This is a genomic window from Chloroflexota bacterium (genome assembly GCA_020161265.1).
Lineage (GTDB): Bacteria > Chloroflexota > Chloroflexia > Chloroflexales > Herpetosiphonaceae > Herpetosiphon.
Genome location: JAIUOC010000009.1, coordinates 207676 through 225796, shown reverse-complemented (window position 1 = coordinate 225796; position 18121 = coordinate 207676). Strand labels below are relative to the sequence as shown.

At 50.3% G+C, this 18121-nt stretch carries 11 protein-coding genes; 9 read left to right on the top strand and 2 right to left on the bottom strand.

Annotated elements, in window-relative coordinates:
• Positions 1 to 118: 118 nt before the first annotated feature.
• The 8 genes from LCH85_20415 to hemG all read left to right on the top strand — a co-directional run bounded on the left by LCH85_20415 (position 119) and on the right by hemG (position 14012).
• Positions 119 to 3079 (top strand): S8 family serine peptidase, encoded by a 2961-nt coding sequence (locus tag LCH85_20415; protein MCA0354363.1) that lies wholly within the window; start codon positions 119 to 121, stop codon positions 3077 to 3079.
• A gap of 68 nt (positions 3080 to 3147) precedes the next feature.
• On the top strand, positions 3148 to 3558 hold the full coding sequence (locus tag LCH85_20410; GenBank protein ID MCA0354362.1) for a phage holin family protein: 411 nt from the start codon (positions 3148 to 3150) through the stop codon (positions 3556 to 3558).
• Positions 3559 to 3611: 53 nt separating this feature from the next.
• Positions 3612 to 4406: an RDD family protein gene (locus tag LCH85_20405; GenBank protein MCA0354361.1), complete on the top strand. Its 795-nt coding sequence runs from the start codon at positions 3612 to 3614 to the stop codon at positions 4404 to 4406.
• Between the two features lie 80 nt (positions 4407 to 4486).
• Positions 4487 to 5128: a hypothetical protein gene (locus LCH85_20400; GenBank protein ID MCA0354360.1), complete on the top strand. Its 642-nt coding sequence runs from the start codon at positions 4487 to 4489 to the stop codon at positions 5126 to 5128.
• Between the two features lie 146 nt (positions 5129 to 5274).
• Positions 5275 to 7308 carry a GAF domain-containing protein gene (locus LCH85_20395; protein MCA0354359.1) on the top strand — a complete coding sequence of 678 codons (2034 nt, stop codon included), beginning with the start codon at positions 5275 to 5277 and terminating at the stop codon, positions 7306 to 7308.
• Positions 7309 to 7314: 6 nt separating this feature from the next.
• Positions 7315 to 9996, top strand: coding sequence for a HAMP domain-containing protein (locus tag LCH85_20390; GenBank protein MCA0354358.1), 2682 nt, complete (start codon positions 7315 to 7317; stop codon positions 9994 to 9996).
• An 806-nt stretch (positions 9997 to 10802) separates the two neighbouring features.
• Positions 10803 to 12494 (top strand): hypothetical protein, encoded by a 1692-nt coding sequence (locus LCH85_20385; GenBank protein ID MCA0354357.1) that lies wholly within the window; start codon positions 10803 to 10805, stop codon positions 12492 to 12494.
• An 87-nt stretch (positions 12495 to 12581) separates the two neighbouring features.
• Entirely contained in the window at positions 12582 to 14012 is a 1431-nt protein-coding gene (gene hemG / locus LCH85_20380; protein ID MCA0354356.1) for a protoporphyrinogen oxidase, read from the top strand.
• Between the two features lie 44 nt (positions 14013 to 14056).
• On the opposite strand, the gene LCH85_20375 is transcribed toward hemG, so the two are convergent.
• Entirely contained in the window at positions 14057 to 15541 is a 1485-nt protein-coding gene (locus LCH85_20375) for a peptidase S10 (GenBank protein MCA0354355.1), read from the bottom strand.
• Between the two features lie 76 nt (positions 15542 to 15617).
• Complete coding sequence (locus tag LCH85_20370; GenBank protein MCA0354354.1) at positions 15618 to 16982, bottom strand: MFS transporter; 1365 nt, start codon at positions 16980 to 16982, stop codon at positions 15618 to 15620.
• 187 nt (positions 16983 to 17169) lie between these two features.
• Here LCH85_20370 and LCH85_20365 point away from each other — a divergent pair, with 187 nt between their 5' ends.
• Positions 17170 to 17898 (top strand): DM13 domain-containing protein, encoded by a 729-nt coding sequence (locus tag LCH85_20365; GenBank protein ID MCA0354353.1) that lies wholly within the window; start codon positions 17170 to 17172, stop codon positions 17896 to 17898.
• Positions 17899 to 18121 lie beyond the last annotated feature (223 nt).

The following is an 18121-nucleotide window of genomic DNA, read 5'->3' as shown; positions in this document are numbered from 1 at the left end:
TCACAGCCACACTCGGCTTGGGTGTGGCTGTCGCCCACAAAATAGGCCAATTGGAATATAGCCCCGCATCCTTATTCATGGTTTAATCATGGCTATGCTGTAGCTGTGAGGTGGTGCTATGTGGCGTGTTTTCGCGATCGGCCTGCTCATTTTTTGCCTGTTACCCTCGGTTAGTGCTCGAACAACCCTACCAATTCAATTTGTCGTTCCAATTGCTAGCGTAACCAATCGCGGGCTGAGTTTCGATAATCGTGGCTTGCCTCAACGCACGCTTCAGCTGTACGAAGCGTGGCCTGCAACCCAAGCCAACCGCCAGCCTGATCCACTGTTACGGGTGGCTGTGCCAAGCTTTCCCCAAAAAATTGACCCAAATTTACAAAACTATTGGCATGATGCTCCGAGCCAGCCGCAAACAATGCTGGTATTTTTGGCTGAGCAAGCCGATTTGAGCTTGGCCAGCACCTTTGATGATTGGGCTGAACGGGGCGATTACGTCTACAAAACCCTGACTGACCATGCTCAACGCACCCAAACCCCTTTGCTGAACGAATTACGAATGCAAGGCCACAACCCACAATCGTTATGGATTGTGAATAGTTTGATTGTTGAGGGCGATCAGCGGTTGGCCTTGAATTTGGCGCAACATCCAGCGGTTGCTAGCATTAGTGCTAACCAAGTTTTTAGTAACCCAAGTTTAACGGCTATGCCAGTGACTGAGCCTGAGAATATAGCTTGGGGCGTGGCGGCAGTCGATGCGCCCCAAGTTTGGGCCGATTGGGGCGTGCGTGGGCAGGGAATTGTGGTTGCTAATATTGATACTGGAGTTGCCGTTAGCCACACGGCCTTGCTCAACAATTATCGTGGTTGGTCGTCCAATGGTTTTAACAATGATTACAACTGGTTTGATCCAATCTATCAATATCGTTTGCCAACCGATCCTGCTGGCCATGGCACCCACACGATGGGCAGTTTGGTGGGAGCTAATGATCAAGAAGGGATGGCGTTAGGAGTTGCTCCAGCCGCCCGTTGGATTGCCGCCCGCGCCTGTGGTGCGTTGACTTGCGATGAATTAAGTTTGATCAGAAGCGCCCAATGGATGCTTGCCCCAACCCGCGTTGGCTGCGAACGCAATCAGCAAATCCCCTGTGATCCGCGACCTGATTTGCGCCCACATATCATTAATAATTCGTGGGGTGGCCCAGGCGAAAGCACATGGTATAGCGGTTACATTACCGCCTGGGATGCTGCGGGTATTTTGAGTGTCTTTGCGGCGGGTAATTTCGGGCGTTCTGGTTGCTATACCAGCACTGCGCCAGGCAATAATGCCAATGTATTTAGTGTTGGCGCGGTTGATAGCAACAATCTGATCGCCGATTTTTCTTCGCGTGGGCCAACCAGCGATGGCCGAACCAATCCCGATCTGAGTGCGCCTGGCGTGCGAATTCCTTCGGCATGGCCAAACGGCTTGACGGCGTTGCTTGATGGTACATCGATGGCGGCTCCCCATGTGAGCGGAATTGCTGCGCTAATTTGGTCGGCCAACCCACAGTATATTGGCGATTTAGCGGCCACTCAAGCTTTGTTAACCAACACCAGCGCAGCCCGTTATTCGGCTCAATGTGGCGATGCACCGACGGCTCGGCCCAATAATGTCTATGGTTGGGGCAGTGCTGATGCCTATGCAGCGGTGCGTAATGCGCGGGTTGATGTGGCTTGGCTAAGTTTGCCCGAGCAGTTGGTTGTTCCTGCTAATACGCTCGTTACGATTCCGATTACCTTGGATACGCGCCAAGTCAGCGCAGCGGGGAGCTATCGAGCCAATGTGCTGGTAGTGGCTAGCTCAGGCACAAGCACAATCGAATTAGAACTGATCGTCGAGGCTGCTGCTAACACCAGCCAATTTACTGGCCAATTAATCGATCGATGGCATGGGCGCGGGGTTTATGGACGGGTCAGCATTGGGGGTGGGCCTTCTAGTTATACCGATCCAACTGGCCATTACACTATGACACTGACAACCGATACTCATCAGCTTGCAGCTCAGGCCACGGGCTATCATCCCCAAACAACGACGGTTAATTTAACACTCCAGCAGACCAATGTACTGACATTAACCCCCGATATTCCGCATATGCTAGCTGAAATTCCGCCGATCAGTGCCAGTTTGGCTTTCGCTGAACAACGCACGTTTCCGGTAACATTGACCAATATAGGCACCCAGCCGTTGGTGATTACGCCCCATGTGCCCAAGCGTGAATGGCAAATTACCCCAACCCCAAGTGCCGCCCTATACGATGCCACTGGCCTCGCCGAATTAAAGCTCGATGATGACCAAATTTATACCGATGCCTTGGATTTGGGCTTTAGTGCGCCGTTGTTTGGCACCTTGGCAAATAAGGTTTATCTAAGCTCAAATGGCTGGGTTTCATTGAATCCATCGCGGAGTGCCGCCCCTAGTTCTAACTGTTTTCCGGCCAACAACCTACCTAATGCCACGCTTGCAGCCTTCTGGACCGATCTTGATCCTTCAGAGGGTGGCATTATCCGTGCTGGTAGCGTCAATGCTGATACCTTTGTGGCGAGTTATGAGCAGGTACCACTCTGGCAAGATGAAAATCTGCCAACGGCTGCGCCGACCTATACCTTCCAATTAATTATTGAGCGCAGTGGGCGGGTTGAATATCGTTATGGACCGATGGGCTATTTGCCAGGTCGCTGGGGAGTTGGCACGCATACCAATAGTAGTGTTGGGCAAGCCTTGGGTTGTCATCAAAGCCATGAATATTTGGCGGCCCACAATTGGCAATTACTTAATCAGTCAAATAGCCAACAATGGCTGAGTGCTACGCCAAGTAGCCTGACGATTGCACCGAATCAACAAGCAACATTACTGGTACAGCTTAATGGTTTTGGGGCAATTAGTTGGTTGCAACAGCCGGCAGTCAGCGTTGTCCAGATTAATAGCAACGATCCGCGCCAGCCACAACGTGAAATAACCGCCAGCGTAGGGTTGCAACTAGCGCCATATCAAACATACGCCAATACGATTGTGATTAGTAATCCGTTGGCAAACCCTTGATATGGCGTAGGCGACATGCGATAATCGAACTAGCTGTAAATTTGGTTTGGCATAGGAAGGTTCGTTGAATGAGTCTGATTGTTCGTTGGCTAATTAATGCAGTTGCAATAGCCGTGACCGTCTATTTTGTGCCTGGTATTAGTGTTGGGGGTGACTCTGCTAATCAGCTATTTGGGATTGATATTAAGACTTTATTGGCAGTAAGTTTGATTTTTGGCCTGATCAATGCATTAGTGCGACCAATTCTGAAACTTTTATCATGTCCGCTCGTATTTTTGACGCTCGGTTTGTTTATCTTTGTAATCAATGCGGCGATGCTGATGCTCACATCGGCAATCTCGCAAGATTTAGGTTTACAATTTTACGTTGAAGATTTTGGCACAGCATTGCTTGGATCAATTGTTATTTCGTTGATTAGTATTGTATTGACCGCTGTTGTCAGCGATGGTGACGATCAACGCGAACGCCGTCGTCGTTAGAGAAGATTTAGTTGAAGTAAGTAGTCGTTGATTGTGTTGAAAGGAACGCCCTTATGAGTAATCCATACCAACCACAAGACCCTAACAATCCTTACGGCCAACAACCACAACAGCCACAACAGCCGTATGGCCAACAACCTCAGCAACCGTATGGTCAACAACCACAACAGCCATATGGTCAGCAACCGTATGGTCAACAACCACAACAACCGTATGGTCAGCAACCGTATGGTCAACAGCCTTACGGTCAACAACCATTTGTCCAAGGTGGCTATGCAGTGCCTAGTGCTGCCGGAATGTATGCCAGTTGGGGTATTCGTTTTGGTGCATATTTCTTGGATGTTTTGATCTTGCTTATCCCGAGCTTTATAATAAATCTCGTTACAGGGATTGGTGTTACTGCAAACTTTAATCTCACCGGAAGCACCAGCTCAGCATCAAGCCTTGGCATGTATATTATTGGTTCGCTTTTGAATCTCGTTATTAATATTGGCTACTTTGCCTATTTCCATGGCACAACTGGCCAAACTATCGGTAAAAAAATCGTGAAAATTCGGGTTATTCGGCGCACTAATCAACCAATGGATTTTGTGGTGGCAGGGAAGCGTTTGGCGATTACTATTGCATCCACAGTTATAAATTTGGTGATTGGGATGATCAGCTTTAACAGTATCGATGATATTGCTGCTGGTAATCTTGGTGCTGCAACAGCATCGATTGGCTTTTTGGGGATTATTAGTTTTGTAATTGGGATTGCCACCCTTTTGGATTATCTGTGGCCATTGTGGGATGGGCAGAAGCAAGCCTTGCATGATAAAATTGCTGACACCTTGGTTGTTCGGGCATAACCTGACAACGAGCATGGTATAATGGACACGCTCCTAAGTTGCACTTAGGGGCGTGTTTGCACATACAAGGAGATTCTCTCATGTCCGATGGCATGCCAACTCATGAGCTAGATTTAGTAGTAGGCTCGATGATCACCGTCAGCCCAGAAGATGATCGAGCAATGTTTGAAGAAGAAAAAGCTTGGGTTGAAGATGTTCAAGACCTGCTGCGCGAAGAAGGCGTTGAGGTTGATCTGCTTTCAATGCCTGGAGCAGAAGTTTACAACGGCGGCATTGCGACATTTGCCGATCTCTATAATTTGCGCCGCTTAGCTGCTCACTCGGAAAAAGGCAGCGATTTGGATAACTTGCCAGCGAACCTCGAAGATGATGAAGTTGACCCAGTGTTGGCAAATATTTGGGAAGGCGAAAGCCAAACCAAATATCCTCACTTGATCAACCATCAAGGTGAAGGTGGCTATTATTTGCCAGTCGATTTCGCTGAGCCAATTTGGCTGAGCTACGAAGGCGAAGAAGCTGACGAAGAAGAATGGGAAGAAGGCAGCGAAGATGTAGTCTCATTTGGCTCATCGGTTGCTTTGGCCCGCGAATTGACTGAACTCGAAGGCCATGTACGCGATTTGCGTGGGGCCGAAGGCCAGGCTGCTCACCAAGCGTTGCACGAATTGCGCGCTGCTGCCCAACATAGTATTGAAAACAATTTACCCTTGATTTTGTGGTAATTAGCGCCTAAATCGCTTGGCTCCACGCTGGTTGACGTACTGGCGTGGAGCTAAGTTTGTTGGTAAAACTCCTTGCGTTTGGGGCATGCTCTACAGTATAATTTTCCTCAGAGAAGCCTGAAATCTACGATTTGAGCACAATACATATGGCTGACGTTGCAACTACCCAAAATCACGCACGTCCAATCAGCGGTTTTCAGTTGTTGGCAATTGCCGAGGCAATCAACAACGCAGCAAATCTTGGTTCTTTGTTAGCTACAGTGGCCGAGTTATGTGCTACTGGTTTTGGGGTTGAAGTCGTTAAGTTGGGGCTGCTCGCTAACGAACATCACAGCGGTTCGTCCACGCCCTATCTTTATGGCAATCCCAGCAAAGCCACCCAAAAATTGCTCGATCAAGCGATTGCCCAAACCATCGAACAAAAAACTGCCCTGTTGCCAAGCAATGACGAGAGTGGCCAAGCCCAATTGTTGGTGCTGCCGTTATTGGCTAGCCAACAATTAGTTGGCTTTTTGGCCTTGCTCTTGCCCAAAAAAGGCCGTTGGTCGGCTGAAGCGATCGAGGCTGCTCAGTTGTTGGCGCATAATTTGGCTCTAGCGATTTCAGCGGTTCAGCTTAAAGAATACACTGCCAAACGTAATCAAGAAATTAATACGCTCAACGATATCGCCGCTACAATCACTTCATCGCTTGATCCACGCCAAGTCTATCGCTTGGTGGTCAAAAAGATCAATGAATATTTTCAGGTTGAGGCTGGTTCGTTGCTACTGCTCGATCCCGTAACCAACGAATTGGTCTTTGTGATGACGCTTGAGGCGGGCGAAGAAAAATTGGCGGGCGTGCGGGTTCCCCCTGGCCAAGGTTTGGTTGGGGCGGCAATTACTACCCGCCAGCCAGTTGTTGTGCTCGATGCCCAAAACGACCCACGCTTTTATCGGCGGGTTAGCGAGGATGTTGGGTTTGTGACACGTTCAGTCTTGTGCGTGCCCATGTTGGTGAAAAATCGTGAAATTGGCGTGATTCAGTTGTTGAATAAGCTCGAAGGCGTATTTAACACTGAGGATACCCAACGCCTACAAGCCATGGCTAACACGGTGGGCGTGGCGATCGATAACGCTAATCTGTTTCACGAAGTTTCGCAAAACCGCAATCGCCTCCAAGCCTTGCTCAACTCCACCACCGACGGTATTTTGATGATCGACCCTGATGATGTGGTGTTGACTGCGAATCCAATGCTCGGTGAGTTGTTTGGCTGGGAATGGCGCAATATCATCGGCGAGGCTGGCAGCGATATTCTGGCTCGCATCAAAGAGCAATCGCGGGTGGTCAACGAGTTGCCCAATAGCGAAACTTGCGAAATTGAAGTGCTACGGCCTCGTACTCGCTATGTGCGCCAAGAGCCATTGCCAGTGCGCAATAATTTTGGCAATGTGATTGGCACGCTGATTGTGTTCCACGATATTACCGAGGAATATCAGCTAGCCCAAATTCGCGAAGATTATATGGGCATGTTGGTGCACGATTTGCGTGCTCCACTAACGGCGATCATTAATGGTATGACCATGGTGCGGCGCGGTTTTGCTGGTCCGATCAACGAGCAACAACGCGAATTGCTGGATATCGCCAACAATAGCAGCCAAGAAATGGTTGGTATGATCAATACCTTGCTGGATATTAGCAAGATGGAAGCTGGCGAATTGGTGCTGAATCGTGCGCCATGCTCAGCCTACGAAATTGTTGATCGTGCTTCGGAACGTTTGATTAACTCGGCTCGCAGCGTTGATATCAGCATCAATCTTGATATGGCCCTGAATTTGCCAATTATCGATGCTGATCAAGATAAAATTGTGCGGATCTTGCAAAACCTGCTGGATAACGCGATTAAATTTACGCCAGTTGGCGGAAGTGTTACAATCCGCGTGCGCCAATTAACTGATAATGAAAAGCAGACGATCTGCTGGAGTGTGATTGATGCCGGACCGGGCATTCCCGAAAGCTATCGTGCTAAGATTTTCGATAAATTTGTGCAGGTTGCTGGCCAGAAAAAGGGTACAGGCTTGGGCCTGGCCTTTGCCAAGCTTGCATCAGAAGCCCACGGCGGGCGGATTTGGGTTGAAAGCGTTGAGGGCGAAGGTAGTACATTCTCGTTTACAATTCCGTATGAGCCAGCAGTGAAATAGCCTTCTATGTTTGTCAACCTGCGGCGACGGCTAAAAAGTCGCATTCGGTATAAAATCACCCTGCCATATTTGCTCTTGCTAGCATTTTTGTCGGGCTTATTGATTGTGATTATTTTTTGGCTGTATGCTCAGAGCTTGCAGAACCAACTTAATCAATCGCTGCGCACCAGCGCCACCAATACTGGCGTGGGCTTGGAAACCATCGAAGCCCAAATTCTCGATAATTTGCGGTTGATCGTCACTTCGCCTGCCAACGAAAAAGAAGCCTTACTAAGCACCGCCGAGGCATTTAGCAAAAACGATGTTGATCAGGTCGAGAAGATCGTTAACAATGCTTTTAACTATTTCAAGCCCTCACGCTTGATTGCGCTGAATGCTGATGGTCAAGTGCTGGTCGATGCTGCTAGTTCAACCGTGCTGAGCCGTAGCCCTTCCTTGGTTGGTAGCACCGAGCTCGCCAAAGATTCCTTGATTCAGGCGGTGCTGCGCGGCCAAGTTGATGATTATGGCGATAAATATGCTAGTCTCTTGCGCATCGGCGCGAATCCGCCTTATACGATGTTTTTTGTGGTTGCTCCAGTTAAATTAACGGTCGGCAGCAGTGAAAAAGTGGTTGGGGCAATTATTTATGCCGAGCCACTTGAGCGGATTGTCAACGAAGAATTACCGCCACGTAACGGCGCAACCATCACCGCCATCCTCAATAGCGATGGCAGTGTGCTCACCAGCAACCCACCGCAAGAAGCTGATGAATTGCTGATTGATGCCAACCAAATCGAGCAAATCAAGGCCAGCCAAACTAACCCCGATCCCGAAACTCGTGGAACTTTGTTTACCACGATTCAACGCGGCGACACCAGCTATCAAGTGATGTATAGCCCAATGCGGATTCGGCGGGCGCTGAATGGCTATTTTGCGGTTGGTTTGCCCCGTAGCAATATTGATCGGGCTTGGCAACAAGCGCGAGTGCTGATTTTCCTGTTCGGCGTGCTTTCGTTAATTTCAATTATTTGGATTAGCGTGCGGGTAACCCGTGGGATTACGGTTCCGCTGGGCGAGTTGGTCAATACTGCTTTGCGGATTAAAAGTGGCGATTTAGAAGGTCGTAGTTTTGTTTCCGAGGAAAACGAGCTTGGTACATTGGCGACAGTCTTAAATGATATGACTGATCGCTTGCTCGATTTGTATCGCACCAGCCGCCAGCTGGGCACAGAACTCACCCTTGATGGCGTTTTGACCCAAACCACCGCTGCGGTTCAACGCTTGATTCCCGATTCGCAAGTTGATGCCTTGGTGGTTGAGCAAGGCATTTGGCATTATGTCACGACTGACAGCGTGCGCGAAATCGAGCGGCCCTTCCCCGCAACCAGCCTTGAAACGCTTGCGCCAATGGTGACGATTACCGAAAATCCAGCCTTGGATAGCGCCTTGCGGCCACTTGCACCAAATCTGCAGTTGGTGTTGCCATTACGCACCCAACAACAAGTGATTGGCAGCTTGTTGGTTAAGAATGATCGGGCGCTGCCGCCAGCAAGTAGCATTCGCGAACCACTCAGCGCGATTTCTAGCATGACCGCCACGGCCATGCAAAATGCAGTGCTCTACACCACCGTCCAAGATGAAGCTAGCCGTAAACAGGCAATTCTGCAAAGTATCGCCGATGGTGTGATTGTGCTTGACCCTGATGGCAAAGTAATTTTGGTCAACCACACGGCCACGGCTATGCTTGGAGCCAGCGAAGCTGATTTGCTAGGCAAAAGTTTTGCTGAATTCCAGCTTACGCCATTGTCGGGCGGCGCTGAATTATTTGCCACGCCCACGGCCACAACCTTCTATGAAACAACTTCGCAGCGCATTTTGACCGTGAATGCAGCGCCAGTTGAGCGCGAAGGCTTGCAATCGGGCGAAGTGTTGGTGCTGCACGATGTGACCGAAGAACGGGCGATGGATCGCGCCAAAACTGATTTTATCGCCACAATTTCGCACGAACTGCGCACGCCATTGACCTCAATTTGTGGTTATGCCGATTTGCTGTTGCGCGGTTTTGTTGGGCCATTGACCGACGAACAAACCCAATTTATGAACACGATTCGCCAGCAAGGCCAGAGCATGGTCGAAGTGCTGCAAAATGTGATTGTGATTGCCAGTATCGAAGCTGGAAATATGGAACCACAAATTGAGCAGCATTCGTTGGACGAGTTGTTGCCGCCAATTGCCCAAGCTTTGCAAAAAGGCTTTGATCAAAAGCAACTCAAATTGATCATTGACCTGCCTGAGAACATGCCGTACATTGTAGTAGATCGCGACCACTTCAAAATTATGTTGACCCAACTGCTGGAAAATGCCCGTCGCTATACCCAAACTGGCACGGTGACGGTGCAGGCCAAAGCGGTTGAGCAGCGAATTCAAATTGCCGTGATCGATACTGGGCCTGGGATTGCTAGCCAAGATTTTGAGCGTTTGTTTGAGCGCTTCCAACGTGGCGGTGAGCAAAGCGGCCTGACTTCCAAAGAGCGCGGGATTGGCCTTGGCTTGGCAATTACCAAGCAATTGGTCGAGCAGAATAATGGTAAAATTTGGGTTGAGAGCGAGCAAGGAGTTGGTTCAAGCTTTATTATGCAATTTCCGCTGATGCAGCTTGAGCCAAGCGAATATAACTTAGTGAATGCAACGGCAACCAACGCATGAGCAATAGCGCATTACCACAACCAAATACCCAAGAGCCACGCGACCGATTGTTGTTAACTATCGGTTCGATTGTGATTTTAGCGGTGTTGTTGGTGATGGGCTGCTCATCATTAATGGTTGTGCGCTGGACAACTCCGGTTAATGCTTCTGGGCCTGAGGTTTTGCTGCCACCATTTGCCAATTATGAGGCTTGGAATGGCACAGCACCATTTCCGATTGGCCAAGAAGCGATTCGCAGCAAAATTAGCGATCAGCCTGCTAACCCAAATTTAGTTGCAGCTGAAACGCCAATTCCAATTGGGATTGTTGATTTGTTGCCAACCGCCACGCCCACTGGCCGACCTACGCCAGCCAACCAGGCCATTGCAACTTCAACCACAACCAATACACCTACGCCAACCAAGGATGAAGGTATTCCAATCGGCAGCGCAACGGCGGCAACAACTGAGCCAACTATCGAATTAACTGCCGAACCAAGCTCAACGCCACGGGTTAATCCAAGCTCGACGGCTGGTACGCGCACGCCAACCCTGAATCCAACGATTAATCCAACTCGGCCAACCTTCGAACCAACCTTTACGAGCACGCCAACCCGAACCAGTGTTGTGGTGGCTACTACGGTTGTGCCAGCGAGTGCAACCTCAACCAATACTGCAATTCCAACGTCAACGCCAACCAACACGCGCGTGCCAACGATCACGCCAGTGCCAGCGACGCTGACCAACACGCCAACCGACGTAGCAACGATCACGCCAGTGCCAGCAACGCCGAGCAACACGCCAACTGACGTGCCAACCAATACGCCGGTGATCGTTACGGCGACCAATACGCCAATTCCAATTTTTACTACGCCGAGCAACACGCCAACCAATACGGCGACCAATACGCCTAGCAATACGCCAACCAATACGGTGACACCGACCAATACGCCGAGCAACACGCCCACCGATACAGTGACACCGAGCAACACGGCTACACCATCGAACACACCAACGCCAACCGATACGGCTACGCCAACTGCCACGCCAGCGCCAGAGCTGTATATTGCTTGGCGCGTCGATGCGATTGTCAATCCAGTTAATCCATCGATGGAAAATAACGATACTAAACAGGTATTCGTGGTGTTTGGCAATGCTGGCGATGCTCCTGCATCGGGCGCACAAGTTAATATTAGCGTAACTGGAACCTGTATTAGCTCGAGTATCAGTAGCAGTGGCGTACCGATTACGCTTGGGGCGCATCAAGGCTTTACGCTTTCGCCCACCATTTCAGCCAATAATGTTGGCAATTGTTCGATTACCGCAATATTGACGGCAATTGGTCAAACGCCAGTTCAAGCAACCTTGAATTGGACGATTGTGTGTGATGGTTGTGCTACGGTAACTCCACAACCAACCAATACGCCAACCCGTACACCAACCAACACGCCAACCCGCACACCAACGCCAACCAATACCGCGACTCCTTCGAACACGCCAACGCCAAGCAACACGCCAACGGCGACCAATACCCATACGCCAACGACGATTCCAACCTTGACCTATACGCCAACGCCAAGCAATACGCCAACGGTCACCAACACGCCAACACCAAGCAATACGCCAACCAACACGCCAACGCCGAGCAACACGCCAACGGTGACCAATACGCGCACGCCAACCAATACACCAACAATTACTCACACGCCAACGCCAAGCAACACGCCTACGTTGACCAACACACCAACGCCAACCAATACGCCAACAGCGACGAATACGCCCGTTGATACAGCAACGCCAAGTGAAACGCCAACACCAAGCGAAACACCAACGCCAAGTGAAACGCCAACACCAAGCGAAACGCCAACACCAACTAGTACGCCAACACCAACGCCAGATCTGTTTGTATTCCACATCATCAATGGTGTGGTTAATCCAGCAGGCTCGATGACGTTGGCGGCTGGGGCGCAAGAAAATGTGACGGTTGTGTTTGGCAATAATGCTAGCGGCTCGCGAGCAACTGGTTTGAATTTCAGTTTCAGTGGTGGGGCTTGTATTAGCGCTCAGCCTGGCTCAAGCGATTCAAGCGATTTGAATGGCGGCGTAAATCGCTCGTTATCAGTCATTGTGACGGGCAATGCTGCTGGCTCATGTTCATTCCGCACCCAATTTAGTGCCAGCAACGCCAATACCGTCAGTGTTGATAGTAGTTTTACTGTGGTCAATACCGCACTAAATCAACCAGCGATTGCTGCAACTGCCACGGCTACCTCGACTGCCACGGCAACGGCTACGGCTACCGCTGAACCAACCGCCACTGTTGCGCCAACCGCTATGCCAACCGATCAACCAACAGCTGAGCCAAAAGCGACGCTCGAACCAACCCTGCCAGTAATTGGCCAAAGTTCAGGGTTACCGCCGATGTCGGGCGGCCAAATGCTTTGGTTGCTGGCGGGCGGGCTAGCTATTCTGCTCAGTGGCTTGCGCGGGCGAAGAAGCTTACCGCTTAACGTTGCCTAATCTCCACCAGATCCATTCAATAACCGATTGACAGAATTCGCCAACCCCGGCAAACTAAGCCTAGTTTTCACTACGATGAGGTTTGCAATGGATGTTGCTGATCAGCCACGCATTGCCATTATTGGCGGTGGTATCGCTGGCCTTAGTACAGCATGGTATTTACAACAACAAGGTCTCACGAATATTCAGCTTTTTGAGCGTGATCAACGGTTGGGTGGCAAATTGCGCACCAGCCATGTTGCCTTGCCCGATGGCGCTGGCGAATTGCTGGTCGAAGCTGGCCCCGATGCCTTTATCAGCCAAAAGCCTTGGGGCTTGCAATTGGCGCGTGAGTTGGGCTTGGAAGATCAGTTAATCTCAACTGAGCCAGCTCGTCATAAAGTGTTTGTGTTGCATCGTGGCAAGCCCGAACCCTTGCCCGATGGCATTAATTTGGTGGTACCAACCGAGCTTTGGCCATTGCTGCGCACGCCGATTCTTTCGCTGCCAGGCAAATTGCGTATGTTGCTCGATTTGGTCTTGCCTGCGCGAAAAAGTAACACTGACGAATCGCTGGCCGATTTTGTGCGCCGCCGATTTGGGGCCGAAGCGCTAGATAAATTGGCCGAGCCGTTGATGGCAGGCATTCACAATGCCGAATCGGATCGCCAAAGCCTCGAAGCGACCTTTCCGCGCTTTATCGAGGCTGAACGCACCCATGGCAGCGTGATTCGTGGAATTCTGGCGGCCAAACTTAAGGCAGGCAAGCCTAAAGGCCAGCAACTTAGCCCATTTATCAGCTTGCGCGGCGGGATCGAGCAATTAATCACCACACTTGTCGAGCAGCTCAACGTTGAAATTCGGACAAATTGCGGGGTAAAAGCGCTGCGCTACGACCCAACCAATGCCTCAGCCTATCAACTAACCCTCGATGATGGCACGAAGATTGACGCTGATGCAGTGGTGTTGGCAGTTCCTAGTTTTGTGGCTGCCGAGTTGGTCGCACCTTGGGCTGAAGCCTTGGCCGAGCGTTTGAAGGCGATTCGCTATGTTAGCACTGGCACAGTTTCGTTGGCATTTCGGCGCAGCGAAACCACCATGGCCTTTGATAGTTATGGCTTAGTGATTCCGCGCAGCGAATATCGCCTGATTAATGCTGTAACGATCAACTCACGCAAATTTGCTGGGCGTGCTCCCGCCGATTATATGTTGTTGCGGGCCTTTGTAGGCGGTTCGAAGCATCCCGAAGTGCTGCGCTTGGATGATCAGGCATTAACTCAATTGGTGCGTGATCAGCTTAAATCGATTTTTGGCCTGACCGCCGAGCCAGTTTGGAGCGGGGTTGCCCGTTGGAACGAGGCCAATCCTCAATATGATGTTGGTCACTTCCAGCGTATGGATCAGCTTGAGGCCTTGTGTCCAGAAGGTTTGTTGTTGTGTGGCAGCGGCTTTCGTGGGGTTGGCATCCCAGATTGTGTCCGTCAAGGCCAAGCAACCGCTCAAGCGATCAGCCAATTGTTCGCTACAGCTAACGCTTAATTTAAAAAGCCCACGGCATTTAGATTTGCCGTGGGCTTGCTATTTTAGACGTTTTTGGTTTGGCTGATAAAGGCTTCAAGGTCGCTTTTTAGCTCGGCTAGCGACGGCAAATGGGTATACATCATATGCCCAGCCTCATAATGCTTGATTACGATATTGTTGCGCAGGGTTTGGTCAAGCCCAAGATGGTTGAACGTATGTAAGGTAGCATAGTAGGGTGTGGCAAAATCGAAAAATCCGCTGGCCACAAACACCTTGAGATAGGGATTTTGCGAGATGGCCGAGCGCAACGCTTCGGTGACGCTCACATATTGATTTTCGTGTTTATCGTATTTCCAAGGCCGAACTTTTGAAGTTAGAATTTCGTAGGGTTCGTCGCTCTCAAATTTGAGTTCGCGCCGCACATAATCGTTGAAGGTGGCGCTGTATGGCCCATGAATCACCGCATAGCTTGGGTCATACTCAAAGGATTCACGGGTTGGATCGCGGTCGATGCCAACGAAGCGGCTATCCAAGCGACCAACCGTACGTTGCTGATCGCGCAGCAATTCTTTGAGAAAGCGAAAAAGATCGATTCGTAGATTACTTTGATCGATAAAGCGTTCGCTCAAACCGGTATAGCGAGCCAATTTACGCACAACTGAGCGGCGTTTGCCCTCGGCCAAACTATCGCCTTGCAACAATGCCGTAGCATATTCGCCAGCAGCAAAGGCCTCAACTTCGGCCAAGGTATCGCTCAAACTCAATTGTAATTTGGCATCAAGCTGGTTGTGATACCAGGCAGTCGCGGCGTAGGTTGGCAAAATTACCACATAGGAAATATCGTTGCCTGGGTCCATCTCCACGGTTTGAAAATCGAGAATCGAGGAGATCAGCATAATCCCATTCAGATACATACCGTAGCGATTTTGCAGATAGTTGGTGATGGCAGAGCCGCGAGTTGTGCCATAGCTTTCGCCAATAATATATTTGGGCGAGAGCCAACGCTTGGCGCGGGTGGTATAGAGCCGAATAAAATCGCTGATCGATTCAATATCTTTGGTAAATTGATGGAATTGGTTGGGATTTTCGCCAGTTGCCGCACGACTATAGCCCGTGCTAATCGGATCGATAAAGACTAAATCGCTTTGATCGAGCAAAGAATATTCGTTTTCGACCAAGCGAAATGGTGGTGCTGGCAAATTACCAGTTTCATCGGCCATCAAAACCCGTTTTGGCCCCAACAAGCCAAGGTGCATCCAAACTGAGGCCGAACCTGGCCCGCCGTTGAACGAAAAGGTGATTGGGCGGGTGGTTTGATCATCAACATCGCTGCGGGTGTAGGCTACATAAAATACCGTCGCTTTGGCCTTGGGCGCTTGCTTAAACTCCGAATCTTCTTCGTAGAGCACGATTGTTCCGGCGGTGGCGGTGTAGGGCACATCGTCGCCCTTGATTTTCACGCGCCCATGAGTCACGCTCACAATCTCTTGCGGCGGCTTGGGGCTTTCCGAATCGCTGCGTTTTTCAGCGCTACCTGCATCTGCCATAGGGTTGCATATCCTCACACTAGAAGCATATCAATCGATTTGATTGTAACAAGTTTTGTCTCATTGATTGTCAATTTTAGGCTGGTTCGGCTTGCAGTTCAGGGCTGCTGCTTGGGCTATCTTGATGGTCAGGAATCAGATCCTCGGCATGGCGCACGACCCGCACGCCATAAGCGATCACGGCTACGGCAATGCCAACGATGCCACTCAAGACCATAATTAAGGCGATACCCGCCCCTTTGCCACTGCCAACCCAACTGCCGAACATATCGACCCAAGCGCCGCCAACCGCCATGCGTGGCTCAAATAGCTTATCGGCCAATGGTCCAACGATCAAAATTGCGATTGGCCCCGAAATTTGGGCGATCATACGTCGCACCGCGAACACCCGCCCTTGAATATCGGGTGGTACTTTGGCTTGCCAAATCGCTTGATTCGAGCCATTCAACATTGGCAGCACGAATAGCAAACCAAAGCCTGCAATCGACCAAACAAGCGTATTTTGCCCCAACCCCATGAGAATGCCGCCAAAAAAACTGGAGAGTGCCATGCCACCGAGCACGCCATGAACTTTGCGCTTCGGGCCACCCCACACACTCAGGATCAAGCCGCCGATCACGCCGCCAATGCCCATTGCCGATTGTACCGTGCCCATAATGGCCGAGTTACTATCGGTGCGGGCCAGAATCATGGGGGCGGTCATGGTGGCTTCAAACGAGCCAACGAAGTTAATCATAAAAAAGGTCAGTTGCAATCCCAAGAGGCTGGGGCGTGCCAAAATATAGCGAAAGCCAAAGCCTGCCTCGCTCCATAAACTGCCCTTGCCTTGCGCCCCCGCCTCGCTCTGCGTTGGTTGGGGAATATTAACAAAGAGCACGGCGCTAACAGCAAATACAAAGGTCACAATATCAATAATCAAGATGCCGCCGATGCCCATCACGGTCAGCAAAAAACCGGCTAGGGCTGGCGCGACAATCCCTGCTGCCGATTCGGCCATCGACATCATGCCGCTGGCTCGGGCATAGTGCTGTTTGGGCAACATCGTCGAAACTGCCGCCGAATAGGCTGGCCATTGAAACGATTGAAAAATGCTGGCAAAGGCTCCGGCCACATACAGATGCCAAATTTGCAGTGCATCGTTGTGGTAGAGCAATAAAATAGCGATCGTCGATAAGCCTGTGGCTAAATCGCTCAAAATCAGCACCAGCTTACGATTCCAGCGATCGACCAAGGCTCCGGCAAAGGGGCTAACAATAATGCTTGGGGCAAACGAGAAAAAGCCTACGAGCGCCAAGGCCGTGGCTTGACCTGTAATTTGCCAAGCCCAAATCGTCAGGGCAAAGCTGCTCATGGAGCTACCAAGCAATGAAACGACTTGGCCGAACCACATAATGCTAAATGCGAGCATGCCGCTCGGTTGCTTGCGGGTTGCTTCAGCCATTACGGCTCCTTTTGGTTATGCTTGAAGTTGGAATGTTGATTGAATTAGTATATCGCTATGCCAATAATTGCATATCAGTCTTTAGTTCTAGGATGGGTTTGTTTAGGGTTTTGTAAGTTTTTGGCAAGGCTTGGTTAAGTGCTGACGGTTATAACTAGACTATGACATTTTATGGAGGCTAGCGGCGATGAAATTGCGATATTCAGCAACGATTATTATTTTTGGGTTGTTAACGGCCTGTGGCACGGCTCCAACCAAGGTCGATGAGCCTTTTCCAACCACCAGCAGGGCAGCCATGGCTACAGCTCAACCAACCATGGATAGCATGATGCAACCAACTGATGCCATGACAATGACCGATGATATGATGCAACCAACCGATGCGATGACGATGACTGATGATATGATGCAACCGACCGATGCGATGTCAATGACCGACGATATGATGCAGCCGACTGACATGCCCATGACCGACGATACGATGCAACCAACCGCAATGCCAACAGTTGATACGATGATCCAACCAACCGCAATGCCAACCACCGAATCGCGGGTTGAGCCAACTGCCGTTCCAGCCGAGCCAGTGGTCTTGGGTGCTGGCAGTTTTCGCGGCATCGATCACAAAAGTGGCGGGATGGCGACGCTCTATCAGCAGCCCGATGGCAGCAATTTGTTGCGCCTCAGCGATTTCTTCGTTGAAGCAGGGCCAGATATGTATATTTTTGTCGCTAAGGCAGCCGAAATTAACCAACCCAGCGATTTACAAGCGGGCTACCTTGAATTAGGCAAACTCAAAGGCTCCGAGGGCAACCAAAACTACAGCCTGCCCGCCGATTTCGATCCTGCACTCTATGCCAATGTGGTGATTTGGTGCGAAAAATATCAAGTCTTGATGGCAGTTGCGCCAATCCAGTAGAATGTTTGTAAGGATGAAGGATGAATTATGAGGGATGAAGTTAAAAAGAACATAGAATTGGGGATTGGTTGCTGGGGGTTGGGGATCGGGATTTAACCCAGAGGCGCAGAGCGATGAGAAGGATGAGGGATGAAGAATATAGAACATAGAGCATAGGATGAGGGATCGGGGATCTATCATTAGAAAAGGCCTATAAATGCCATTCGTGCAATTCGTGGCTAAA